We start from the raw sequence: 23,262 nt of genomic DNA, 5'->3' as shown, positions 1-23,262 counted from the left end.
TTCAAACCGAGGAACCAATATGCGCCCATCAAATCATTTAGCCGCTGCAGGCCACATGTACCCAAACGCTTGGAAACAGGTAAACACATTCCGTCAAAGCAAAGGCAAAGATCTGCCCGATTGGCCGTCTTGGTGTTTCCTTCCCATGGCCGCGACTTACGCCATCGTGTCAGAAGGTGGTGCCATGCCACCGAATCGCATTGGCGATGTGGCGCGATTATCCGCATTAATCGCGTGGCGTTACACGCAAGGCGTTTACCAATTCGAACCGGCCGTTTATGAGGCTATTTCCAGCACCACGGCCAAGGGCGACTTGCCTGTCGAAGTTTTGCACCGCCTACCTGAATGGGGCATGTATATCGAAACGCCAGGTCTAGAAGACATTTATGGTTTTTTTGCCCACCTAGAATTCGACATCAACACAAAACGCAGTGAGTTACGCTTACTAATCGACAGTGACGAAATGCTCTACCCCATCATATTGCACATGGGTGAACACACAGTGACCGAAGCCATAGACCGAGCGATCAGCGAAGGCGCAAAGCAAGGCGGCATTAATAAATACAACTGGCCGTTTGAAAAAATGGTTGAACATCAAAGCAAAATAGCGCACCACTGCATTAGCCTATTGCTTTATCTGTGCAGTGAAGAGCCAGACATAGCGCGCATAGAGCACGAACTACCGCAGCGACCGAAAGCCAAAAAAGTAAAGGGCGAGTGGAAGCTTTTCCCTCCCAAAAAGCCGAAAACATGGAAAGTTGGCGAGAAAGTCGCCCAGCAATTAAGGGCAATTTACAGCGAGCCAAAAGGCGAAACAAGAAACGGCCCCGCTCCACACATTCGCCGCGCCCATTGGCATGGCTACTGGACAGGGGCGAAAGCAGGGCAGGATAGAAAGTTCATCTACAAATGGTTACCGCCATTATTGATCAACGCGACAACAGGGGAATAGCATGACAGAAAAAGTGGAATTAACAGCACAGCAGCGCGCTGAAAAAAAACGCGCTGAAAAAAGAAAAGGTGCCGCCGTGTTTGCACCGGTCCGATTCACTGAAGCAGATAAAACGCCAGAGCAGAAAAAGACATGGATAGAGAGCGTGGTTTCCCGCCACGGCGGCACCCGTGAAGCCGCATTATTAGCAGCATTTGAAGCCCTAGAAAATAATTTAAAATAAATTCAAATTAACGCTTTACTTATGGGCTAGCCCATATTAATATAACTTACATGGAGTGAGGGATTGGCCCTAACCAAATCACGAATAGATAGGTGATAACATGAAATACACAACCACAAACGACTTCCGCACTTTTGATAACGGCGACAACATCCGCGTCTTCATTACTACCAAAAATAAGCGTGGAGATACCATCGTCACAATCGTTAAAGGCGAAAAGCCTCGCAACAAAAACCAAGGCGAAGTGCTTTTCAGCGCAGAATACAACAGCTTCCACGCTGTACCAGTAGAAGACATTCAAGATGCCTTTATTGCAATTTTCGGCGAGCCAGTTGACGCCCACGTGAACGAATTCGCAGAATTCCAGGCAAACCAAAAAGAAGCCGAGTTGACTAAAAGTGCCTGCAACATTTACCTAGACGTCGACTATAGCGAAAAAAACAACGCAAAATCACACGGCGCAAAATGGAACCCAGACTACAAATTCTGGTTTTACCCATCCGCTAAAGGCGAGTATCTGCCAGCGGAACTGCTACAGTACGACACCAAGCAAACCGACATTGAGGAAATTGAACGTCAAGACGCATACACCAAAAAATATAGATGTTGATCACCAAAAACATACGGCCTGATTGTCAGGTCGTCCCAAACCCGGAAACAAGGAGAAGTCATGGATATTTTGAATACTCAATACACAGAAGAACAACTTGAGTTGGTCAGCGACGAGTTGAAAAAATGCGAGGAGCGAGAGCGCGAATCAGACGGATGGGTGCAATACCCACGCAGCGACGCGATCCGTCAGCGAGGAAATCAGGTGTTTGCTGTTTTTGGTGGTATTGCTCACGACATAAGCGCGCTCAAACCAGAGGAAATTCACATGGACAGCAACGGCGACATAGTGGACCACTACGAATGCCTACCTGTAATTGTTAATGGACAAGCGGTTCGACAAGAGCCAGAAGAGGGAAGCAGCGGCACAATGTATTTAATGAGGGCGCACTACTCTAACGGAATAAAACAATCAGGGGAGTGGCGAGTGTCATTCCTCACTACTGGGTGGCTGAGAGTTAGCGAACTCGACTGGACCGCCAAAGAAATTTCCGAGCAAATTGAAAGCGAAATTTGGGCGGGAGAAAACCACATAACAGGATCGAGGGATCTAGGATAATGATCGACAACAATTCTGTACTAAAAAAACTGTGCTACATACTTAAACCAAGCCGATCAGAGATGCTGAGCATCCTGGCGGCGGGCGGATACGAGACATCAAAATCTCAAATAGACAGATGGCTAAGCGCACCACACCGCAAAAAAACCTCTAGCGGGAACACTCATGGCAAAGCTGTTAATATGTACAAACCCATGCCCGACGAGGCGCTAGAGGCGTTTGTTAATGGCCTGATCATATATAATTTTGATGTTGACGAAAACTAATAAACACTCTAATATTTTTTTGCTCCCCGCAAACGCGGGGATAAACCAATAGTCAGCCTAATAATAGACCTGACATGATCTACGTTACCCATATGCATGGGAATAACTGTAAGCCCAATGATTCATCATTGGGCTTATTTTGCTTCAGGCAACACCTCACAATTAATATCGCTCTATTTGACCACCACCCCTGCCAGTTTCCCAACAGCCTCTTTCATCAGCGGCCATGCATATTCGCTTTCGTATCGCCCCTCTAAATCCCCGCGCGTGTGGTTAAGCAGCATTTTCCGCACAGTACTATCCACACCACTTTGCATCCAATAATCATTGGCCAGTTTGCGCATGTCGTGCGATGTAAAATACATATCCATGCCGTGCCGCAAATCCTTGTACCAATTGCTAGCCGTCATAGTGCTAATGGGTCGCGTGCCGCAACGGCTAAACACGTACTTGCCGCGTCGCATCGCTTTAGCGTGCCGCAACAGCTCAACAATCTCAGGGGCCAGCGGAGTGCGTAATTCCACGCCCGTTTTTGTATCGTCAGCGGGGATAACCCATTCGCCACGATCTAAATAAAACTGCGACCATTCCGCCAAGCATGTCTCTTCAATGCGTGTGGCTTGGCACAACTGCAACGTAAAAAACAAACGCCTCAACGCCTGCGCCTCACCAATCGCTGCCGCAACCGTTGTCAGGTCATCGACCTTTAAACGCCCCGATTTCACTTTTTCTTTGCTGGTCGAAAAATCCCGCCAGCCGATACCCTTTAACGGATCCGCCGCAACCACTTCCAGCTTAGCTGCTAACGAACAGGCGCGCTTTAACACCGCCCAAGCGGTGCGAATAGACGACAGCGCCAGCTCTGTTTGCTTAGCGCGATAAAGCCGCTTATAAATCGCATTACGAGTCAGCCCCACCACGGGCAAACCCTCAAAACAGCCCAATAAATGGGTATGAATAATCGAATAAGCGGTTTTGACATAGTTCGAACTAAACGTCTTATCGCTCTCGATATGATCAACAAACCATAACAAAAGCGCACCGCACTCAGCCACTGTATCAACTTTCTTGCCAGTACGTTCACCCGCCATCAATTGACCGCGAATCTCACTCAATCGCTTAAACAAATCAGAGGCTTTCAGTGCTGGCCACTTTCCCAGCACCGTGCGCTTCTTCAATTTACCTTGGTAAACCACATCGTAAAACGTGCCACCCGTGCGGGATGGATTGGCACGAAATTCAACACGGCGAGAGTCAAAACACCACATTTTATCGCTGTTTGCCAAGAAAAACTTAATAGATGAATCCGTAATGCGCTTAGTCATTCAGCCACCGCCGCGATCTCAGCAAGCAAAGCTTTTAAAAAAGCATCGCGGCCACGCGACAAATGCACCGAATAATTAACAGGAGTGAGGCGTTTGAGTGGCGCTTTCATTCTCAACTCAGCCGCATACCGACCGATTTGAGACGCTATTACAGCGTTAAGCGGCGGTTGACCTCGCTCGTCTCGTCGCCCCTCAGCCAACACAGCCGCAAACAAACACAGCCTTTGCATAGGCGACAGCGAGTCAAACAAATGCGCGTAACCGCTGTCTTTCGTCGTCAGCTGCTCAATAGCCTTGATCATCTTCGCATTAGAGTCGCCCCCACCGCCAAACTCTGGCACCACACCAGACTCCAACATATCGCAGATCTTCCCCGCGTTGCTGACACCGCGCCACCCTGCATCCGCAGACGTACTGATGAGCGTGTCAATGTGGCGATTAACGATTGTCCACGACAACCAGCCCAACGAACCAACTTTAGTTGAATCTTTCCAGCGCATAATTTACTCCTCGTCATCACGACGATGATTGATTTTCTGTTTAATAGAGAACATTCACAAAGGCGCTCAGCGAACGCCCTTTAAAATGAAAACTAAATGCGTGGGTTAGATGGCCCGCGATCAGGACCTAACTTTTCAAAACTTTTCATTGTAGAAAACTGTATTGACTGAGCCTTCAAAAGAAAGTCTCTAATTCTTAGATTGTTGCGAATCGCTTCATCAGCCAAATCACCCGCCAATGACTCTTCCAGCCGCTTGGTTTTGACAGCCAGCTCCTCCGCCACCTTCCCAAGCAACTCTTCCAGCTTCCAGCCGTGACGATTATCACGGCTCATTAGCACATCGTTACTTCCAGTTGTAACGCAAATAGGACGAAATATATCCGTATAACCCTTCAATTCCGTCAGCGTCTCTTTGATGTCGCTCATGGCCGTATGGGCATAAACCTTCTCAGCTTTTGGCAAGCCAACACTCGCCCAAGCGGTCTGGCGCAGCAAATCAATGGTGGACACATCAATCGTGCGATAGTGAAAGAAGTCTTTAAGGTTTGGCATTTGCGCATCGAGATACGACACATCAAACGCAATACTATTACCAAACAAAATACCGCCTGTTTTCGCCTTGCGGTCGTATTTCGCCACACCATGATGCATCAGCCAGCCTAAAACATGCCTCACCGCCAGCTCATTGCTGCCATAAACTGCGGTATGCTCACCCGATTTATTGCGCAGCTGATCAATCAAGCCTGACTCTGTGTGAGCCTTTAGCGCCCAAGGGCTAAGACGCTCTAAAAACGACTCGTCCCAAATACCAACACTAAGGCTGCGAAGCTCATTCAACTTGTCATCACAAATCACAAACGCCATTTCCAAAATCGGATAATGCAACGCTCCATGAACGCGCTCGCCGCTCGCTAACGTCTCGTAACCGTTCAAACCACCCGTTTCTAAATCACACCCAACCAAAACAACTTTCGACATAACGCCCTCTCTATTATTTAAAATATCTATCTTCTGCTCTGTGTAATGCTGCAAAGAGATAAGCCCGGATTCGTACAACTGTTCCAAAGTAAACAGCTCTTTCTTTTTATCAATCACGTGGAGCCGTCCCCCTGACCCACCAGGTAACCGCTTTGCACTTACCGATTTCACAAATACGAACAGGGCCTTTTTCCACTTCTTGCGCGGTTTCCGCTTCGCTCAATCGACGACCAACCATGTAGCGATCTTCACCGTGTTTGCTCGCCAGCTCTCGGCTTGTCAGACCGCTGGTTTTCTGGACCATGGCAACAACGCGCTCCATTTGCTTCTGACGCGCACCACTCTTCGTGATCGCCTCCGCTGCTAAGTGGCTGGTTTCTGGGTCACCGGCTTTCGCGGCGGGTGTTTCAATGTTCAACATAATGACCTCCTCGCTTCACAGCGATGATTGTTTAAACTACGCTTGATCTCTTGCTAATATCATCAGATCAACCATTTTAAAAAATGCCTTACCCCTCGGATAACAGGCGCGTATCTTTCTGTTCAACTTGTGCCTATGAATGTTAATCGTGGCGCCATTTCTTCGCAGACGAATACGATCAATGGTTTTAAACCATTTACCCTTCATGCTTTGCTTGTAGCGTTTATTTAACCCAGCCTCATGCTTCATATTGTTTTCAAACATACCCACCTCTTAATAAAGCCTGATAATGATCAATTTTCCGACAGAAAAAGCCCAGCCATAGTCAAGAAAATGAAATTCCGAATATTTAACAATCGCCACCAAATAAACCGGAGCAAACCAAATAACAGGCCCCATCCAATCGGGCAACTTACGCCCGAATACCAAATCGATAATCCCAACAGGTAAGCGCCAAAACGCCCCCATCCAATGCAAGAACGGCATTTCAGCCGATTCTTTTTGAGCTATTTTGTTAGTCAAAATGTAATAAATGCCGACGAAAACAAACGCAATCCACAGCATCGCCAAAAAACCGACGTAATCTAATTCACTCATCCTCGCTCCCTCCGCCACTGTAAGTATAAGTGCTCTTGCTTTACTATCTCCCGAGCTATCTCATCAAGCTCAATCCGTAGCGCGGTGCGTTTATCGCCAGCTTTAATGTCGAGCTGCTTTCTTATAACCGCTTTTAGTTGTTTTTCTTTGTCTGCTAATTCTTTTATTCGCTCACCATGAGACTCAAACCAGTTTTCTTTGAAAATAATTTCTTGGGCTTCCTTCAAAACGTCTACTAATTCCTGTCCTGGGCGAGCACTAAAAACCGCATCCAATTTATCGAAATCCTTCTGCACCTTGTCTCGGTAAAACCTCAACGCATTCAAAACAACTGAATTATCCATCCTCACGCCCTCCCCAACAGTGCTTTAAGATCACCAACACGCTGACGCCCAACCATTTTTCGCTGATGAAGCTCATGCTCACTTAACTTTTCCGCGAATTTCGGTTTATCAATGATCACCGGCTTAAATCGCTCGCCACGCAAATACGCCTTGCACACATCGTTGTAATGCTTACCAAAGGCTCGTTTACCCGCGCCAGTGTCACGACGACGAAGAGCCTGAAAACCTACACGGCGCGCTGCTTCCATCACCACTGGGTGGCTAGGTTTCCAGCTCGCCACATCGTGGGCATTGTTCGCGGCTTCAAAATAGGCATCTGCCGCCGCTGGAAATTCGTTAAACAAATCGTTATTAGAATCAAACATGGCAGCCCCCCTACCAATCCGTGTTGTGAATGTTGTTAAGCTCGTCGTTAACGCCTTGGCGACCGTTTTGAGCGGGCGCTGTTGATTGAGCAGGAACGCTGTACTTCATCGAATTCAGCATCCAGCCTCGCCATGCGGCCTTCCAATCTTTGAACGTAGAACCTTTCGCGATGTGGTAATTGGCAAACTTTTCCGTTTCCAGCGGCCAAGGTGTTGTAATCCCTTTTTCGTTCAGCCAGTCAACCATGTCCTGATCAACCGAAAAATCACTCGGATACGAACAAGCACGTTTTGGTTTTTTGGTAGCGTTTGCCGGAGGCGAACCCAAAGAAGTGTTAGGTTCTATGTTAGGTTCTAAAGTGATAGGTTCTGACCCCCTATTTTGGGGGTATTTAGTCCCCCCAATTTCGGGGGTATTACACGGTAAATTAGGAAGTATTCCGTTTTTGGGGGTATTAGATATTTCCCCCGTATTTGGGCCTATTTCATCCCCAGATTGAATACCACCATTATTGGGTGTATTTGATTTTTCTGATTGGGGTGAATTCCCTGAATTACCGGATTGCTCATCACGCCCCAAAACCCCCACCAAACGATAGATTTTAACGCGGCCAGTGCTGCCTACACGCTTACCTGTATCGTGTATAAGACCCTGAGCAACCAGCCCTTTTAAGGCCGTGTTAACCGTCTTTTCATTCAGCTTCGTATCTTTTACCAAACGAGCAACAGACGGCCAACACGTGTGGTCTTCGCCTGCGCGATCAGCCATAGACAACAAAACAAGCAGCTCAGAAGATTTAGCTGGACTAGCCAACCAAGCCCAACGGGTAGCATCAACACTCATGCCGACACCCCCGCTTTCTGTTTCGGAAACGCCTTAAACGCGCCGAGGTACTGCACATTAACCACTTTAACTTCGCCATTGCATAGCAAGTGTTTAGGCGTTTTTCCAATCAAAAAAGGCGCGACATTCTGCTTTATGTAACGATCAGAGATATCGATAACGCCATTTTTTTCACGCATCTGAAACGTAAAATAATTATTACAAATCTCGCGTGCTTGAAGATTTTCGACTCGACAATAAGCCAACGTACAGCGGTAGTAATGCACGTTGCGGGGCCTGAACAGGGAAATAAGGCGCTGAATCATGCAGGAACACCCCCAAGTCTCAGCTGTTTTTCTTGCTGATCGGTGGTGGCAACATTCAATGTTGCGTCCTGTCCGTCGCGTGACCCGAGATTTAAACAATGGGCGTCCACGCTGCTATTACCAGAAAGTTTGGCCTCTTTAACTTTGGTCGCCTCCATTCCCTCTTGTCTCTTGGTCTTGTGTTTGACAACCTCTTCGGGGCGGTCGCGTTCACCAAAAACGTTAATCAACTTCCGGCAGGCTGAAAGAATCCAGCCCTTGCAATACAAATCGGCTTGCTGAGCGCTGGCGCTATATGTTTTTTGAAACTCTTTTCGGGCTTTCTCTAGTTGCGGATAAATGACATCGAAAGAGTAAGCGGCCAACTCTGCGTCGCGCTCCAAACCAATAAATTCAACCCTAGATTCCCAAGCAATACGACCGCAAGAAATTCGTCTGCGGGTTCCATGCTGTGCATAGCACCCTGAAATTTCCATAATGGCCGAAACCAAAATTTGTTCGTACTGCTTGACGCTTTGGCGCTTAATTGGTCGCGAATACGTTGAAATGATATTCAATTCATCAGCATCAATACGGTATTTTCTCATCAGCGACATAGCTTGACGCTTTGCGGTTTCTGCTTTATGAGGATTATCAGATTGAGACAAAGCCAACAATTTACGAATTTTCTCTTGATAGCGCTTATCCATACTCATGGCGTCACCTCGTTAACTGCGACGCGATTTTGACCAATTAACGCCATTAGATCTGATGCCGAAATAACAACAGGACAAACGAGAGACTCAAGGTGATCGCTTCCATCACCCTGCCAAATCCAACACTCCTCATCATTAAAACGACGAAACTGGACGCGAGCTAGTTTTCCTAAATTAGAATGCAGACGGTCATTCTCTGCCTTTAGATGCTCAAACGCCCGCTGAAGCTTGCAAATATCAAAATCAGACAGTGGACTCGTATTATTTGACATTGATTCACTCATGCCCACACCCCCGCTTGTCCTTTTAGCTCAGGGTTCAACAGTGCGTAAACGTGCGCTTTCGTGCGGCGGCCTTTGAACATACGGGCGATATAGCCCTCGCGCTCCAGCTCTTTTACAGCGAGCTGAACTTTATCAACAGAAATACGGGATAACTCAGAAATCTCGTTAGGATCTAACAAGATGCGTGGCGAATCGCCAAATTTAGGAAGGTGATATTGGATAGCGTTGCGTACACGTCTGCCGTATACAGACAACATGTCAGATTTTTGACGTAATTGTGCCATGATGGAACCCCTTGTATATTTTTTGGGGCCACCACATCGAAGTGGTAATTTCGAAATTTGGGTGGCCGGACTAACAGGGTTACCACAACCAGCTACAAGGTAAACTGGTCCGCCCGAAGACGGCCCCGCCAATCCGACCATAACAGGTAGGTACAGGCGTGCAGACATAAAAAAACCGCTTTTATGGGCGGTTCGTCTGCCCTTGTAATTTTGCTGGGTGGTAATCCAGGTTACTGATTTTGCAGTAACGGTTAAATTATTAATCATTGCTCTGTACCTGTCAAATCAGATAATCAGAACATCGTGGACATCTTGTCCTAAAAACCTCTTGTTTCGATATTCAGTGTAAAGTTTTGGTGTTGGCGCGTCTTTCAACGTCCGCCACCAGTTTAGAAAACTCCGCATCATCAAAAGCCAAAAAAGCCCGCTCTGCTACAAGCGCAACAGGCGGGAAATAAGGGCAATCGATCACAGCGGAATAAAGAGGAAACGCACCAACATCAACACGACGCACCACAAAACCCAAATCCATCATTTTGTAAATCGAATAACGGACCTTGTGAGTAGGTGACTCAGACAGCGCGCTTATGGTCGGGATAGATAACGCCCTATCGGATTTGAATAAAATCCCCATAATCGTGTGGTCTAATGTGTTAAGCTGACTAGACATAACCCCTCCTCAAATACTCTGAATGGCGCTTCACAGCGGGAAAACAGAGTGAATTTAACGGCTTGATAACACTTTATCATTTACCCTGCCGTCACATTGAAACTAAATATAACACTCAGCGTAGTTTTTATTCAACTGTTTATTATTTTTGTTGTGTTGAAAAAACACTCTACAATGTCACAATTCGCAAATAGAGCGATTTGAAACATCAAAAACAGCAATATCCACTCAACAGGTTTCGCAATGACGGCACAAAAAGCGCTAGAAAAAGAAGTGATTGAAAGCTCAAAAGCGGCTTGCTCACTTGCTATGCAGAGGATCATTAACGCCTCGCGCTACGATAAAAGCGATGTTGCGGAGTATTTAGGGCTATCTGTTGCGGCAATTGACCGTCGCATGCGCGGGGCTGTAAGTTTTGCGCTAGAAGAGGCGATGTTAATTTGCCGTTTAATGGATATACCGATAGCTGATGCGTTAAAAATCGCCAACATGTCTGATGAAGAATTTCAAAACGCTTGGGTTTATCAGTGGCGCCGACAAAATCTTGCTAAATACGTCGCGCATCTTGAAGCAGACAGGGGCTTGACTCAGACACAAATCGCTGAAATGTGCGGCTATACGAAGGGCTGGATTAGTAAAATATTGGCTGGAAAAGGGAAGTTGATCGGGCGGATTTGTCGCGTCGTTGAGCAGCGCCTTGGACTTCCTGAGGAATGGCTAGACCGAAAGCCCATGACGCCGCCAGCTGGTCAGCAGATAAATACTGATTTAATCGCCAAAACCAGCAGCCAGTTGTTAGGTGCGGTTAAACAAGCTGGCTTTGACGTGGACAGCGACCTACTCGTGCCCTACCTAACAGCCGTGTCACAGCTTTACAACGCACGAATAGCAACGCGCGATGGATTTGACCCAGAGACCGACGCGGCACAATTCCAAGTGGTATTTGACCAACTCACCATGCAGCTCAAAATGAAAGAGGGGCTGTGGAAATTTGATTAACCTGTTGCCAGCGCTGCTGCCCTAAGCGCTGGCAATCTAATGGATGGGCATGGAGCAATAACAATGAACAAAACCCTTTTGGCCTCAGCGCTACTACTAACCGCCGTATCAGCGCACGCCGTCGATGCACCGCAATGGAATCAGGTCTCTTTTGGCGCAGTGTCGGCCGACATTGATGGACTAGAAGACAAACTAACAGGCGTTGCGCTTAGCGGCAGCTTCTTGCTGAATGATAACATTTTCATCGGTGGTCGCGCAGAATCCACAGACACAGACATTCGCGTGAACGGACAGAACGTCAACGCTGAAATCAACCGCTCACACATCGGCATTGGCTACCGCCACGCTGTTAGCGATGTTACCGATATTTACGGTAAATTATCAGCCGAAAACTACGAAGTAAAAGCCACAATAAGAAACACAAGCGTGAGCCAGGACGCCAGTGGTGGCTCGTTTGAGCTCGGCTTGCGCTCATTAGTGTTGGACAGCGTAGAGCTAGGCGCATCTGCCAACTTCATCCGCCTGAGCGACGACGGCGAAAGCGACAGCGACACTATCTTAAGCGCATTTGGCGCTTATCACTTTAACGACAAATTCTCTTTAGCATTGGGCTACTCAACCATGGACGATGCAGACTTTACGGAGCTAAAAGGCACTGTGTCTTTCTGATCACACCAAACGCGCGGCACTGAAAACTCAGTCGTCGCGCACAAAGAAGCAAATAAAAAAGAGGTGATGATGAAAAGTGTGCAAATATTATATCGCGGATCCCAAGCCGAGCCCTACCACATCAATACCGTCAAGCAGAAAGACGGTCAATTGGAAATGCTTTGTGATTGCCTTGCCGGCACCAATGGGACGCACTGTAAACATAGAATCGCACTGCTAACGGGTGACTATAAAAACGTCATTTACACAGAAGAAACGGCACAGCATTTAAAGTTAATTGCGTCATGGATACCTGGCACAAAACTAGAAGCGGCGCTCAAGGGGCTCGCAGAACACGAGAAAAAAGCGCAAGACGCTGCAAAAGAACTAAAAAATGCCAAGCGTAAGCTGGCGAGAGTCATGGAAGGAAAATAGTATGTTCGCAGAAGCACAGCACCTAGATAAGCTCTGGAAACTTGTTACCAACAAAGAAACTGGCGAAAAATATTATCGCGCCGACAAATCAACAAAATTGATAGTGAGCAGCGTTACGTTTGATGAACACCAGAAAAACGGCCATCTGAACAATGACCATTGGACTTTTTGCGTAGGCTATGCCTTTCGAGATGCGCTAGGGTTGTCGTTTGATCAGCGCCGGAAAAGCAAAGTTCCGTACATGGTGTGGACGCAAAGCCCTTATATTTATTTTAAAGAAGGCGATTTGCTTATCTCGAAATGCGGAAACTATAGCCTACAAGTTAAAATGGCAAACGCCGTAAGACGAGTAAAAGATACAAATTTAATCGACTACGGCCTAGTCGATTTTTCGGTGCTCAAAAAAACAGAAGGCAAATACCGTCATCGCGCAATGAAAACCATGACGCAATATGAGTTTTTACAAGTCCTCATATACGGCCTCCCTGATAGCCTGCTTTAACTCATCCATCATCACTTGATAATAAACCACCACCCCATAATTACCATTCTCTTTTGCCGCATCAAGCAAGCATTGCAAGCGCCTGATGCGCCCCTCTAAATCCGTATGTTCCATAAGGGTGTTCCTCCGTTCCCTTACTTTTTATCCGCTTTACATTTTTTTGACAAGTGCGTGACAAAAAGTCTACACGATATATGCAAAAGTCTACCCGCTTTACCCAAAAAACGTGTAGACCCGCTATCCGCCTACTGTTCAACACAATAATCACACAGTTTAATACACGGCTTTTTTGTACAATGCGGAGTTTAATTCAATACAGTGAATACTATGACGGTAGGCCAGCGCCTAAAGACCGCACGGATCGCCGCCAACATGTCACGGAACGAAGTAGCAAAACATCTTAACTGCTCTATTCACACGATCAAATCGTGGGAGCTGGATCGACACCGCCCGAAACCCATAATTATGGCCCGTATCGAGGTGCTGTTTGGCCTCGAAAAAGGCCACCTCACCTGCTCAAAAGACGTCGATTACACAACCGCCCTTAGCAACCTTGGCCGTGCTATATCGCGCCTGCCGCCCAAAAAACAACACCATGCCGTCACCATCATTGAACATTTTTCAAAATTAATTAGCGACCGCTAAGCCTTGTATTTCCTATCCTAACATCTATTTACTGTATATATAAACAGTAAACTATTAATGTTTTCTTTGTTTTCTTTGTTGACTAAAAAATGCGATATGTGTAATTTATATTCAACAACACAGGAGATGACAAGATGTCACACGAAAACATTACGTTTTACCCATCAAAAACCGCAGGGCTCAAAGCGACACAACTAGAACCCCTAGTCATGTCTGCTTACGGCCTTCCAGCCAAAACCATTGCGTACAACCTTGGCAAAGCCGAGCCAACCATCGTCCATCATCTTGTTGCAGCGCGTGAGCATTACAACGCCCGCAACAACATTCATGCCGTGGCTGTGGCCATCGCAGTGGGCGACATCAAATTCAAATACGAATCAACCTACGCCAACACCCTACGCTGCAGTGCGTTTTTGTTCGCCCTGCTCGCTGGGTTCGTCAGTTACATCGACACCCCGTTCGTGGGCGATGTTGATCATTCCCTTGTACGCACCGCTCGCCACGTCCGCGGCCATAAAAGCGGCATCAAGGGCGGACGTCGTGATAACCCACTTGACCTACTAATCGTTTAGGAGAAAACACCATGGCTCGCGGAAAAAACCTCGTCATATTAATTGGTAACGCAGGCAATGATGCCGAAGTGCGTTACATGCCATCAGGCGCAGCCGTGGCAAACGTCAACCTAGCAACATCAGAAAGCTGGCGCGACAAGCAAACAGGCCAAATGCAAGAGCGCACCGAATGGCACCGCCTAGTGTTTATGGATCGTGGAAACTTTCACCTTGGTCAAGTCGCGGGCGAGTACATCAAAAAAGGATCGAAGATTTATGTAGAGGGTTCCCTACGCACTCGCGAATGGGAAAAAGACGGCATTAAACGCTACACAACAGAAATCGTTGCTAACGAAATGCAGCTACTAGACAGCCGAGCAGACGCCAACCAACAGCCACAACAAGGCGGATACCAGCAAGGCTATCCAGAGCAAAGCTATCAGCCAGCACCGCAGCCAGCACCACAATCTTACGGCAGCTGGGGCAATGCACCGCAGCAAGCGCCACAACAGCAGCACCCAGCGGCACCGCCACAACCAGCACCACACCGCAGACCATAAGGAAGGCAAAATGGGAAATTTACTACTAACACGCAAGCCAGGTGAAGGAATCACGATCAACGTGCCAGCCAGCGAAAAAGGCACGGTGATACACGTTATCGCGGAGCCAAACCCGCATAACGCCAAGCAAACCCGCTTTGCTATAAACGCGCCAAAATCCGTCAGCGTTTTACGTGATGAACTGATCGAACGCGACCGCAAGGCCGCTGAACAGGGTGCCGCGTAATGTCTGGCTTCACGATGACACGCAAAAAAGGGCAAAAGATCATCATCTTGAATGATCAAGCCCTGCCGCTGGCCATCATCGAATTCGGTAGCCGCAAGGGTCACCAAACCCGCTTAAAAATCGCCACCATTTCAAATGGCGAAGTAAGCCGGAAAGACCACACACGCAGCGATGGAGATCAATTCGCAGTTGGGGAGGTGGTGTTCTCTGTTAACGCAGACAGCAAACCACACCGCACAGCAATCACCATCGAAAAATTCCCGCACTACTTACAAGTCGTGCGCCACGAAAACTACAAAACAGCCTTAAACGGCTAAAGGGAATCATCATGACAGAGCAAAAGAAAACACTGTTGCCAGCTGAACTTATCGAAAATGATCAAGGCCGCTTTCACCCTGAGTTGAAATTAGAGAACGGCTGTAAGCCCGTAGCATGGATAAAAGAACACGGCCTTAAAGCGCACATCGTTGAAATTGAGGACGCTGATTTTTCGATTAACTACTGGACGCCAGAGTCCAATTATCAGGGCGCGTTTCCTGTGGCCATTTTCCAGAGAGAAGCATGGGCAGAAGGCGACTATACCGCGATATTTGCTTATGAAAACACGCAAGAAAACCGAAAAATCAAGCTTAAAACGTTAGGCGAAAACCTCAACCAAGAAAGTGCAGCGGCTTATATAAGCCTATGGCATGAAATTCAGATACATGACATTGAAACCGCCGCTCGTACTGACGCCACTAAAGTTTCTTTTGGTGAGTTTGAGCTCACAGAGCCTGAGCAGGTCAAGTGGTTCAAGGTTGGAATGTTGATGGCCGCCAGTCTTGTTAGAGACTGCCCTGTCTCTGTAGACGCAAACAAATAGGAGCCACCCATGTTTTTCACTAACGCAACCATTTTCCAGTTAAAAGAAGCCGTCGATTTCGACACGTTAGAAGCCGCGCTTCCTAATTTCCCACTAAAAGAAGTGGGCTCACAAGACGAGTACACGTTCGGCTCTATGCCGCTGATCCGCAACAGCGAAACATGGTCGCTACGCTCTGGCGATTGCTTGCTTATGCGTTTTGGTAAAGAAGAAAAGAACCTACCCAGCGCCATCGTCCGCGAAGCACTGGAAGAGAAAGTGGCGCAAATAGAGCTAATCGAAGGCCGCAAAGTCTACCGTAAAGAAAAAACCGACATGAAAGACGAGCTGATCTTTACCATGCGCCCAAAAGCGTACGCGAAACGCACCGACGTGTGGATGCACATCGACAGCAAAGCGGGTTTCATCGCCATTTACAGCACCAGCGCCAACATGATTGAGCAAGCATTCAAGCACCTGCAAACCATGCTCGGCAGCTTCCCGATGCTACCGCTACAGGCACAAGTGTCGCCATCTGCCATCATGACTCACTGGCTCATGATGAACGCCGTACCCGCTTGGCTAGAAACAGGCGCAACGTGCGACATTCAAGACCGCAGCGAAGACAAAGCAAGCATTGCGTTTAAAAACCTTGAGCCATTGTCCGAAGACGTCACCCGTCATCTACAGCAAGGCATGAGCGTTAAAAGCCTCGCCCTACGCTGGACCGACAAAATTAGTTTTGTGCTACACGATGATCTGACTATCCGAAAAATCAAATGGGACGACCAGCTTAAAGAGGCCGCGTTCAACGACTCCCAAGGCGGTGGCTTATCTGATATGGACGCTACCTTTGCCCTAACCACACTCACCACCCGCGAATTCTTCGCCAGCCTATGCGCCTGGTTTGAAATCTCAGCGCCAGAACAGGAGCAAGCAGCATGAAATCAAAACCTTTAGATGATCTAGAAATGTATGAGCTTTTGCTACTTGCTTACCCTGAAAAGTTTGAAGCAATTGATGATGAAGAGGAGGCTTTTGAGTTTGCTCAAGAGCTAGCGAACGATTTAAGCGGATGGGAAGAAATTGCCGACCTACTTGGTCGCATTGTGATGCTTTCTCAACCCATGGGCGGCGCGCTATCAGGAAATTTACAGCACTGCCTTGGCGATGTGAAAGTAAAAGATGGACAGATTTTAATGTTGGCCGCAGTAAAGCGCGAAGTGAGCGAACAGGAGCAAGCAGCATGAAAGAGCGCCCTATTCTATTCAATACGGAAATGGTGAAAGCCATCTTAGACGGCCGCAAAACCCAAACGCGTCGACCAGCTAACCCACAGCCAACACTTACAAATGACAGTGGTTTTTCTTGGAAAGGCCATCTTTATGGTGCTGGATTTAGCGATAAAGCAACTAAGAATAATTTTATTGCCCCAGCTTTTCCGCTTGGCAAGGTTGGCGACCATCTATGGGTGCGCGAGACGTTTGCCGCACTTGATGCTGGTAGCTATGAGCAAGCCAAGCCCACTAAAGGAATGAATCAAGATATCCGCTACAAGGCAACTGAAAAGCTTGCGAGTCAAGACGCAGATGTTCGCGGTTACGATTGGAAGCCGTCAATCCACATGCCCCGTTGGGCATGCCGTTTAGTGCTGGAAATCACCGATGTGCGTATTGAGCGAATCCAAGACATCACCGAAGAAGACGCCAAAAAAGAAGGCTTCCCACGCATGGAAACGCACCCCAAAGATGGCGCGCCTGCGCGAACTTGGTTTCGCGGAACATGGGACTCCCTCTATAAAAATTGGAGTGAAAATCCTTGGGTGTGGATCATTGAATTCAAAATCGTCGAGCTAAACGGCAAAAAACAGGAGCAAGCAGCATGAACCCCCATTCTATCGATTGGAATTTAAGCGGCCTCGCTGGCCACGACAAACACGGAAATGAAATCAGTGTGCGCGAGTTGGTCGCCGCCATTGAGAGTTACGAATCCATTGCAGAAATCGCAGCCATGCCAGAAAGCATGCGCGATGCACTGGCTATGCGCGCCGCTGAAAACTACCGTATTAAGACGCAAAACGAGCATCAGCAGCGAACAATCAAAGAGCTAGAAAGCACCCTAAACAGCGCCCATGTACGCATCAGCAACTTGCTTAGCGAACATGCAGACATCAAGCGTGACGCAGCACTATCTGCCCTAGCCATCTACGCAGACCCACGCAACTGGGCAAACCCGCGCAATCAGCATGGCGACCTGCAAACAGAACAGCGCAGCGTGTTTATCAAAGGATTCCACGGCTTCGAAATCGCCGCGCAAGCACTACAACAAAACAAAGAGCAAGCGGCCTAAACCGCCCCACAGGGAGAGTAATTATGTACAGCAAATCATTGGAAACATTCAAAAAAGACACCGTAAATCACGCTCTGAAAATCATCAAAGATGATGGGGTTTATCGCCATGTTAGTTTCGATGACGGGTCTTCAATTTACGCCATTAAAATAGTTACTTGGCCTGGTTATTTGGCTGTAACTGGCGACATGGGCGAATACCTTTTTGCCAGAAAAAACGACATGTTCAGTTTCTTTCGTGCTAAAAAAATTAATCCAAGCTATTGGGGGGAAAAACTTAAAGCCGAGCCAAACCGCTCGCAGCAAGGGAAGCGTTGGACAGCAGATGCTTTCAGATCATGCGTAAATGATTATCTAAAAAACAACTTAGATCCAATTGAAACTCTGGATGACGAGGAAGACATCGAGATCAACACAGAGATTCGCGGAGCGATCGATGAGGCAATAAAAGAAATCGATCATGAAGAAGAGGCGAACGAGTGGGTTCTGAATTTTGAGTGTAACGACTTCCAGCTTGAAAGCTTCTACGAATATGACTGCAAGGAATTCACAGAGCAATACCTTTGGATCTGCCACGCCATCATAGAAGTGATCAAGCGCTATGACGAAATAAAAGCAACCGAAGCAGCGGATCAGAGAGAGTAACCATGAGCAACTACATCAAAAAAACCTACAACGTCCCCGCTGATATAGGAAGAAAGGTAATTGTCGACGGAAAGTCTGGCGTCATTGTTGAAAACAAAAGCCATCACCTTGGTGTGAATTTTGACGCAGATAAGGCATCGGTTGTTTCTCGCTGTCACCCCACTTGGAAGGTCATATACCTTGACGAGTTCGCAGCCATCCGCAAATTAACCAAATCTCAGCAGAGATATAAGCGATTTTTAGAATATGGCGATAGCTTCAAAAGCTTTATCGATTTTTGCTACTGGGACGCCGAACAGCAGCGCCAAGACAGAGTTTAAGGAGAGCAACTATGTCAAAGCAATGCCCTCAGTGGCCAATACTGTTCAGCGAAGAAGTTGATGCCGTCGCAGCGGAAACTTGCTACGTCATAGCTTTCGATGACAAGAAAAAAATAGGTATGCCTGATCTGATTCTAGGAAATGGCGAGCGTTTGAAAGCCGGTGATAGTTTTACTCAGCTCGGTACAAAAGGTTGCTCTTACAAAAACGGAGTCATGCTTTCTGATGGCTGGTATCAAACATACGAAGGAATCATTCGAGTCATTTTAGAAGACGGAAAGGTCACCGAGTTTAAATTATTCAGCGCCACCCATGCGGCAAGCGGAAAACGCGAGCCAAATGATTGGAACATGAAATTTCAGCATAGATACCTAGCCTATGTGCAGCACGAAAACTTCTCAATGAGCTACTTCGGAGCCAACTACGGCTACCACTTTTTTGAAACGAATCACCTAAAACGATTCAGCACCAAACAAACCAAGGCAGCATAGGGAGCCAAGCATGTCTTTAGTCCTAAACAAAACAGAGCGCTTTACCATGCTTGCCCTAGCGCTCGTTCTGGCCGCTGTCTCGGTTGTGTGTGAAGTGCTGCTTTTTACCGAGCAAACCGTTATGCCGATCGATACCGCCTTGGCGGCGATCATCGGCTTGGCCTTGGTATGCTTTCAATTCCTTTTTGCTGCGACCGCTGCCAAATTTTGGCAGGCGAGCAAACGCTTGATAGCGTGCGCCATGTACCTAATCACCGCCGTGTTGTTTACCATCAGTTTCTCAGCCACTGCGGGATTTTTTGAATCTCGCTTCCAAGAGAACCAGCAAACACAGCTATACAATTCCAATGACTACAAACTAAAAATGTCTGTCATTGATGACCTAGAAAAACAGGCGAAAACACTAACAGATTCCGCCAATTCCGAGAAACAAAAAGGCAACGGCTGGTACGCTGGACAGCTGCTCATAAAAGCCGCCGAGGCGAGCGAAAAACGCCGCTCTGCTATTGCTCAACTGAGCAACCAAACAGCGCCAAACACCGACGCAACAACCGCCCTAGTCTCTGTTATTGGCGCTGGTCGCTGGGCGCTTTGGATCGTTTTAGCCGCCCTTGTCGACCTCTGTCCGCTCGTTGCTTTTGCTAGCTATGCAGTACGCCAAACACCAGTAAAAACAGGCGTTACAGACGAAAAAACACCAAACCAAACACCTGAACAACAGCGCCCAACAGTAAGCCAAACGCCAAACGAACAGCCAGACGAAAGCCAAACAAACGCCGAAACAGGACGCCCAACACTGGACGAAATAAAGCAGGCAATCAAACAAATGCCAGCGGGTCAAGTGGGCGTAAGAGCCGTCATGCGAACAGCCGAAACAACCAACTACCAACGCACCAAACAAGCACTCGAAGAGCTAAAAAAAGAAGGCTTTTTGACCGAAGAAAACAACAAATATTATCTTAACAAATAACGGGAAATATCATGACATTTAAACGAGAAAACAGATACCACGCCTTAAAAGCATCAGATGTTGAGGCAGCTTTTACGAGTGAAGAGAGAGCGCTTCTTGAAAAGCTTTTAGCAAAAGCAGATCGTCATAGAGAAGAGCAAAATAAAAAACCACTAACTTGCTTAGTCATTGAAAGTGATTGGCCTGAATACGAGCTAGCGTGGAAAGCTATCGAGTCTCGGGTGAATGGAAAACCTGAAGGTCAACCAACCCTAAACATTCAAAAAGAACTAAAGCAGTTCAAAAAAACAGGCAACAGCACCCATGCGCGATGGATTGCTAACGAGCTACTCAAAGCCCAAGCCGACAGCAAGTTTGCAAGCATTGAAAAACAACTCGACGTTACCGTCGGCCACGCCAGCGGAGGCGACATTAAAAGCGGACTGCTTTGGGCTGTTCTTGATCTTGTAGAAGCGAAAAACCGAAAGCTTATTGATCAGCTTGAGAAGCGCTCAGGCGAAGAAGATGCAAGCGAATTAATCCGGTGCTTGTTCTTCGCACCTAGTTCACCAGTGAAACCGAGCAAAGCGTGGGAAATAGAGGAATGGTATAAAAAATTGAAATCTTCGAAAGCTAGGAGTGCGGCATGAGCATTTTAAATAAATACCCTGAAGGCTTTTGCATACCTAACAGCCAAGTTTCCTTCGATACATACAGGCACATCATGAACCTAGCGAAAGTCGGTGGAGCAGCACAAAGAGAATCAGAAGGTGCCACAATGTTCAATTATAAAGCTCACGCCTACTTTGGCGTGAACATGGATGGCAGGCTTTGGCACAGCCACCACAAAGGTGACTTTTCAAACAACCTGCTCAGTGACGCTGAAATTGCCGAATTGATAAAAACAGAGATACCGAGCAAATACGATCAATACGGTTTGGATTATGACGACCTTGAAAAACTGCTCGATGCAATGCTGTTCCTTGGGATTTCCCCAGGGTACGAAAGCAAGGAGGAAGCCATGCACAACCAAAGACGCTTAATTTTAGACACCCTTCGAGGCGTCAAAAAGCTAGGTCCAATCATGGACGCCGCCAACGTCGAATACGAAACGCATAAAAAACAAAACACTATTATGAAAGAAGCGCTGATGGAGATCCGCAACCGTGGCCGACACTGGCCAGACGCTGGCGACATCGCCAAAAACGCATTAGACAAAGCAAAGGAGCAAGGGGAATGAGCCAACCTCAAACAACAAGCCTGGTCGACGCATTCACACTGAACGGACTACCAAGCGAATATTTGTCCGGCAAGCAAATCCAAGAGCGCTACAGAATAAGCCCTGCAACATTCTGGCGCTGGAAGAAAGATGACCACGCGTTTAAATTCCCCAAGCCGTTGTTTGGCGAGGGCGTCGAGGCAAGATGGTCGCTGGATGATGTTATCGCGTGGGAGCAAGCAAACGCTAAGAAACAATCTCGTGCAGCTTCTTAAGCCATTGCTCGTAAAGCGCCCTTTGCTCGTCGAGATAGTCATGATGGTCATACGTTTGCCACATCGCTGGCAGCGCATGACCAAGAGCGATCTCGCAAATATGGGGCGGCGCAAATACTGACCAGCGCGACCGCGCAGTGCTTCGCAAGTCGTGCACAGACCACGAATCAACATCAGCTGCCAGGCGCTTCTTGATCCAATGATTGATATTCTTAGGCATCGATAAGTGAGACGTTTCAACAGCCGGTCTATCCGCCTTCGCCAGCGGAATCGCATAAGCATAAGACTCTGGCGAACAAAGCATAAGCTGCTTAATTAGCGCGGCCATTTCTGGCATTATCGGCCGCTTCAATGGTCGCCCAGTTAAACGACCCGTCTTGTGATTTTCTGGCGGAATGGTCCAAACATTGTTATGCAAGTCAAAATCCGTTTTTTTAGCCAACCTCAACTCACCAATCCGACACCCCCACATTGTAAGCAGCTGCAACAATATACGGTTTTTAGGGCGAATATTAGACTCTTTAATCCCCTTCCAGATAAGCCTAAGATCATCATCGCTTAACGATCGCACCCGCCTATTTTTCTTAATCCTGAGATCTTTTCTAGCTGATATATCAGATAACGGATTGCTGGTCACACGTCGCATGCGAATGCCCCACGCGTACATCTGACGAGCCGCAGTCAATACACGTTCAGATATGGACGGCACATCCTTTGCGATTGCTTCAAACACCCTAACCCATTGATAGACCTCAATGTCAGAGGCGGAAAAATCACCCAGTAACGGAAAAACGTGCAGCTCCATGCTTCTCAGCGAGTCGCCAGCGCTCTTTTGATGATGCACAGCAAAGGCATTGTGATAATCCCTATAAAGTGCTTCGAGCTTATTGTCAGGCGCATCAAACAAAGACTGCCTAATAAGATAAGCTTTAGGATCGCGCCCCTCCTCAAGAACCGCCTGCAGCTCCATCATTTTTTCTCTAGCGCGCTTTAAGCCGATCGCAGGATAAGCGCCAATGTCTAAACGCAACTGCTTGCCGTGGTATCGATAGCGCCATTGGAAAACCAGCTTTCCTTTAATCGTCGCACGCACCCCCAAACCATCACGATCTGAAAACACCTCAACCTTATCCCGAGCCTTGCCGTTATTACTCTTCAGCCACGCATCCGATATCATTTTGTAATTCCCTGTGAAATAAAATTACGAAACAAGTACTGATTCAAATCATGTACTCATTTGTGTACTCAAAAAGAATGATAAAGAATGAAAGCCAATAAAACAAACGAAAACAAAAAAGCCCCCAAAACCTAATGGTTTCGGGGGCTTCGGTTGTTTCTTGATAATCAATGAAAGCAGCGAAAAACAATCAATTATAGATATGTGC

At 47.3% G+C, this 23,262-nt stretch carries 41 protein-coding genes; 26 read left to right on the top strand and 15 right to left on the bottom strand.

Annotation, left to right across the window (positions count from 1 at the left end):
• Positions 1-19 precede the first annotated feature (19 nt).
• From DKT73_RS18370 to DKT73_RS18350, 5 genes are all read left to right on the top strand, one after another.
• Positions 20-952 (top strand): AcrVA2 family anti-CRISPR protein, encoded by a 933-nt coding sequence (locus DKT73_RS18370; RefSeq protein ID WP_111639976.1) that lies wholly within the window; start codon positions 20-22, stop codon positions 950-952.
• Position 953: 1 nt separating this feature from the next.
• Positions 954-1,175, top strand: coding sequence for a hypothetical protein (locus DKT73_RS18365; RefSeq protein ID WP_111639975.1), 222 nt, complete (start codon positions 954-956; stop codon positions 1,173-1,175).
• A 100-nt stretch (positions 1,176-1,275) separates the two neighbouring features.
• A complete protein-coding gene (locus DKT73_RS18360; protein ID WP_111639974.1) occupies positions 1,276-1,785 on the top strand; it encodes a DUF5710 domain-containing protein in 510 nt (169 codons plus the stop codon).
• Positions 1,786-1,845: 60 nt separating this feature from the next.
• Positions 1,846-2,343, top strand: a complete 498-nt coding sequence (locus DKT73_RS18355; protein ID WP_111639973.1) for a hypothetical protein — start codon at positions 1,846-1,848, stop codon at positions 2,341-2,343.
• Complete coding sequence (locus tag DKT73_RS18350) at positions 2,343-2,609, top strand: DUF1456 family protein (protein ID WP_111639972.1); 267 nt, start codon at positions 2,343-2,345, stop codon at positions 2,607-2,609. Before DKT73_RS18355 ends, DKT73_RS18350 begins: the two co-directional genes overlap by 1 nt.
• Positions 2,610-2,782: 173 nt before the next feature.
• Here the strand turns inward: DKT73_RS18350 and DKT73_RS18345 are convergent, their stop codons facing one another.
• The 14 genes from DKT73_RS18345 to DKT73_RS18280 form a co-directional block, all read right to left on the bottom strand.
• Positions 2,783-3,934 carry a tyrosine-type recombinase/integrase gene (locus tag DKT73_RS18345; protein ID WP_111639971.1) on the bottom strand — a complete coding sequence of 384 codons (1,152 nt, stop codon included), beginning with the start codon at positions 3,932-3,934 and terminating at the stop codon, positions 2,783-2,785.
• Entirely contained in the window at positions 3,931-4,434 is a 504-nt protein-coding gene (locus DKT73_RS18340; RefSeq protein WP_111639970.1) for a hypothetical protein, read from the bottom strand. The genes DKT73_RS18345 and DKT73_RS18340 overlap by 4 nt, the downstream gene beginning before the upstream one ends.
• 92 nt (positions 4,435-4,526) lie before the next feature.
• Complete coding sequence (orn, locus tag DKT73_RS18335) at positions 4,527-5,414, bottom strand: oligoribonuclease (RefSeq protein WP_157959210.1); 888 nt, start codon at positions 5,412-5,414, stop codon at positions 4,527-4,529.
• 109 nt (positions 5,415-5,523) lie between these two features.
• A complete protein-coding gene (locus DKT73_RS18330; RefSeq protein WP_198666664.1) occupies positions 5,524-5,835 on the bottom strand; it encodes a hypothetical protein in 312 nt (103 codons plus the stop codon).
• Positions 5,836-5,871: 36 nt separating this feature from the next.
• Positions 5,872-6,099 (bottom strand): hypothetical protein, encoded by a 228-nt coding sequence (locus tag DKT73_RS18325; RefSeq protein ID WP_111639968.1) that lies wholly within the window; start codon positions 6,097-6,099, stop codon positions 5,872-5,874.
• Between the two features lie 9 nt (positions 6,100-6,108).
• Complete coding sequence (locus DKT73_RS18320) at positions 6,109-6,432, bottom strand: hypothetical protein (protein ID WP_111639967.1); 324 nt, start codon at positions 6,430-6,432, stop codon at positions 6,109-6,111.
• Entirely contained in the window at positions 6,429-6,776 is a 348-nt protein-coding gene (locus DKT73_RS18315; RefSeq protein ID WP_111639966.1) for a hypothetical protein, read from the bottom strand. Before DKT73_RS18315 ends, DKT73_RS18320 begins: the two co-directional genes overlap by 4 nt.
• A gap of 2 nt (positions 6,777-6,778) precedes the next feature.
• Positions 6,779-7,141 (bottom strand): hypothetical protein, encoded by a 363-nt coding sequence (locus tag DKT73_RS18310; protein ID WP_111639965.1) that lies wholly within the window; start codon positions 7,139-7,141, stop codon positions 6,779-6,781.
• 10 nt (positions 7,142-7,151) lie between these two features.
• Positions 7,152-7,985 carry a helix-turn-helix domain-containing protein gene (locus DKT73_RS18305; RefSeq protein WP_111639964.1) on the bottom strand — a complete coding sequence of 278 codons (834 nt, stop codon included), beginning with the start codon at positions 7,983-7,985 and terminating at the stop codon, positions 7,152-7,154.
• On the bottom strand, positions 7,982-8,290 hold the full coding sequence (locus DKT73_RS18300) for a hypothetical protein (protein ID WP_111639963.1): 309 nt from the start codon (positions 8,288-8,290) through the stop codon (positions 7,982-7,984). The genes DKT73_RS18305 and DKT73_RS18300 overlap by 4 nt, the downstream gene beginning before the upstream one ends.
• Positions 8,287-8,985 carry a DUF2786 domain-containing protein gene (locus DKT73_RS18295; RefSeq protein ID WP_111639962.1) on the bottom strand — a complete coding sequence of 233 codons (699 nt, stop codon included), beginning with the start codon at positions 8,983-8,985 and terminating at the stop codon, positions 8,287-8,289. The genes DKT73_RS18300 and DKT73_RS18295 overlap by 4 nt, the downstream gene beginning before the upstream one ends.
• Positions 8,982-9,269, bottom strand: a complete 288-nt coding sequence (locus DKT73_RS18290) for a hypothetical protein (protein WP_111639961.1) — start codon at positions 9,267-9,269, stop codon at positions 8,982-8,984. Before DKT73_RS18290 ends, DKT73_RS18295 begins: the two co-directional genes overlap by 4 nt.
• A complete protein-coding gene (locus DKT73_RS20375) occupies positions 9,266-9,553 on the bottom strand; it encodes a hypothetical protein (RefSeq protein WP_232827926.1) in 288 nt (95 codons plus the stop codon). The genes DKT73_RS18290 and DKT73_RS20375 overlap by 4 nt, the downstream gene beginning before the upstream one ends.
• Positions 9,554-9,893: 340 nt before the next feature.
• On the bottom strand, positions 9,894-10,223 hold the full coding sequence (locus tag DKT73_RS18280) for a hypothetical protein (protein ID WP_111639959.1): 330 nt from the start codon (positions 10,221-10,223) through the stop codon (positions 9,894-9,896).
• 243 nt (positions 10,224-10,466) lie between these two features.
• Between DKT73_RS18280 and DKT73_RS18275 the strand changes: the two genes are divergently transcribed.
• The 21 genes from DKT73_RS18275 (at position 10,467) to DKT73_RS18175 (ending at position 21,877) form a co-directional block, all read left to right on the top strand.
• Positions 10,467-11,222 (top strand): helix-turn-helix domain-containing protein, encoded by a 756-nt coding sequence (locus tag DKT73_RS18275; protein WP_111639958.1) that lies wholly within the window; start codon positions 10,467-10,469, stop codon positions 11,220-11,222.
• A 63-nt stretch (positions 11,223-11,285) separates the two neighbouring features.
• A complete protein-coding gene (locus DKT73_RS18270) occupies positions 11,286-11,891 on the top strand; it encodes an outer membrane beta-barrel protein (RefSeq protein ID WP_157959209.1) in 606 nt (201 codons plus the stop codon).
• Between the two features lie 66 nt (positions 11,892-11,957).
• Entirely contained in the window at positions 11,958-12,305 is a 348-nt protein-coding gene (locus DKT73_RS18265) for a hypothetical protein (protein WP_198666663.1), read from the top strand.
• A 1-nt stretch (position 12,306) separates the two neighbouring features.
• Positions 12,307-12,807 carry a hypothetical protein gene (locus tag DKT73_RS18260; protein ID WP_111639955.1) on the top strand — a complete coding sequence of 167 codons (501 nt, stop codon included), beginning with the start codon at positions 12,307-12,309 and terminating at the stop codon, positions 12,805-12,807.
• Positions 12,808-13,134: 327 nt separating this feature from the next.
• Positions 13,135-13,452, top strand: a complete 318-nt coding sequence (locus DKT73_RS18255) for a helix-turn-helix domain-containing protein (protein WP_111639954.1) — start codon at positions 13,135-13,137, stop codon at positions 13,450-13,452.
• A gap of 134 nt (positions 13,453-13,586) precedes the next feature.
• Positions 13,587-14,024, top strand: coding sequence for a helix-turn-helix transcriptional regulator (locus tag DKT73_RS18250; protein WP_111639953.1), 438 nt, complete (start codon positions 13,587-13,589; stop codon positions 14,022-14,024).
• A gap of 11 nt (positions 14,025-14,035) precedes the next feature.
• Positions 14,036-14,563, top strand: a complete 528-nt coding sequence (gene ssb, locus DKT73_RS18245) for a single-stranded DNA-binding protein (RefSeq protein WP_111639952.1) — start codon at positions 14,036-14,038, stop codon at positions 14,561-14,563.
• 10 nt (positions 14,564-14,573) lie between these two features.
• Positions 14,574-14,789, top strand: a complete 216-nt coding sequence (locus DKT73_RS18240; RefSeq protein ID WP_157959208.1) for a carbon storage regulator — start codon at positions 14,574-14,576, stop codon at positions 14,787-14,789.
• A complete protein-coding gene (locus tag DKT73_RS18235) occupies positions 14,789-15,106 on the top strand; it encodes a hypothetical protein (protein WP_111639950.1) in 318 nt (105 codons plus the stop codon). Before DKT73_RS18240 ends, DKT73_RS18235 begins: the two co-directional genes overlap by 1 nt.
• A gap of 11 nt (positions 15,107-15,117) precedes the next feature.
• Entirely contained in the window at positions 15,118-15,651 is a 534-nt protein-coding gene (locus tag DKT73_RS18230; protein WP_111639949.1) for a hypothetical protein, read from the top strand.
• Between the two features lie 9 nt (positions 15,652-15,660).
• On the top strand, positions 15,661-16,575 hold the full coding sequence (locus DKT73_RS18225) for a recombination-associated protein RdgC (RefSeq protein WP_111639948.1): 915 nt from the start codon (positions 15,661-15,663) through the stop codon (positions 16,573-16,575).
• Complete coding sequence (locus DKT73_RS18220) at positions 16,572-16,880, top strand: hypothetical protein (protein ID WP_111639947.1); 309 nt, start codon at positions 16,572-16,574, stop codon at positions 16,878-16,880. The genes DKT73_RS18225 and DKT73_RS18220 overlap by 4 nt, the downstream gene beginning before the upstream one ends.
• The gene (locus tag DKT73_RS18215) at positions 16,877-17,515 is read left to right on the top strand and encodes an ASCH domain-containing protein (RefSeq protein WP_111639946.1); all 639 of its coding nucleotides are present in this window, start codon (positions 16,877-16,879) and stop codon (positions 17,513-17,515) included. The genes DKT73_RS18220 and DKT73_RS18215 overlap by 4 nt, the downstream gene beginning before the upstream one ends.
• Positions 17,512-17,979, top strand: coding sequence for a hypothetical protein (locus tag DKT73_RS18210; RefSeq protein WP_111639945.1), 468 nt, complete (start codon positions 17,512-17,514; stop codon positions 17,977-17,979). The genes DKT73_RS18215 and DKT73_RS18210 overlap by 4 nt, the downstream gene beginning before the upstream one ends.
• Before the next feature lie 23 nt (positions 17,980-18,002).
• Positions 18,003-18,623, top strand: coding sequence for a hypothetical protein (locus DKT73_RS18205; protein WP_111639944.1), 621 nt, complete (start codon positions 18,003-18,005; stop codon positions 18,621-18,623).
• Between the two features lie 2 nt (positions 18,624-18,625).
• Positions 18,626-18,943 carry a hypothetical protein gene (locus DKT73_RS18200; protein WP_111639943.1) on the top strand — a complete coding sequence of 106 codons (318 nt, stop codon included), beginning with the start codon at positions 18,626-18,628 and terminating at the stop codon, positions 18,941-18,943.
• An 11-nt stretch (positions 18,944-18,954) separates the two neighbouring features.
• Complete coding sequence (locus DKT73_RS18195) at positions 18,955-19,434, top strand: hypothetical protein (protein ID WP_111639942.1); 480 nt, start codon at positions 18,955-18,957, stop codon at positions 19,432-19,434.
• A gap of 10 nt (positions 19,435-19,444) precedes the next feature.
• Complete coding sequence (locus tag DKT73_RS18190; protein WP_111639941.1) at positions 19,445-20,404, top strand: hypothetical protein; 960 nt, start codon at positions 19,445-19,447, stop codon at positions 20,402-20,404.
• An 11-nt stretch (positions 20,405-20,415) separates the two neighbouring features.
• A complete protein-coding gene (locus tag DKT73_RS18185; RefSeq protein WP_111639940.1) occupies positions 20,416-21,033 on the top strand; it encodes a hypothetical protein in 618 nt (205 codons plus the stop codon).
• Positions 21,030-21,623: a hypothetical protein gene (locus tag DKT73_RS18180; RefSeq protein WP_111639939.1), complete on the top strand. Its 594-nt coding sequence runs from the start codon at positions 21,030-21,032 to the stop codon at positions 21,621-21,623. Before DKT73_RS18185 ends, DKT73_RS18180 begins: the two co-directional genes overlap by 4 nt.
• Positions 21,620-21,877: a helix-turn-helix transcriptional regulator gene (locus tag DKT73_RS18175; RefSeq protein WP_111639938.1), complete on the top strand. Its 258-nt coding sequence runs from the start codon at positions 21,620-21,622 to the stop codon at positions 21,875-21,877. Before DKT73_RS18180 ends, DKT73_RS18175 begins: the two co-directional genes overlap by 4 nt.
• Here DKT73_RS18175 and DKT73_RS18170 read toward each other — a convergent pair.
• Entirely contained in the window at positions 21,849-23,054 is a 1,206-nt protein-coding gene (locus DKT73_RS18170; protein WP_111639937.1) for a tyrosine-type recombinase/integrase, read from the bottom strand. The genes DKT73_RS18175 and DKT73_RS18170 overlap by 29 nt on opposite strands.
• Positions 23,055-23,262 lie beyond the last annotated feature (208 nt).

Origin of the sequence: Marinomonas shanghaiensis, assembly GCF_003259175.1 — a bacterium.
GTDB lineage: Bacteria > Pseudomonadota > Gammaproteobacteria > Pseudomonadales > Marinomonadaceae > Marinomonas > Marinomonas shanghaiensis.
This window is presented reverse-complemented; position numbering and strand designations above follow the sequence as displayed.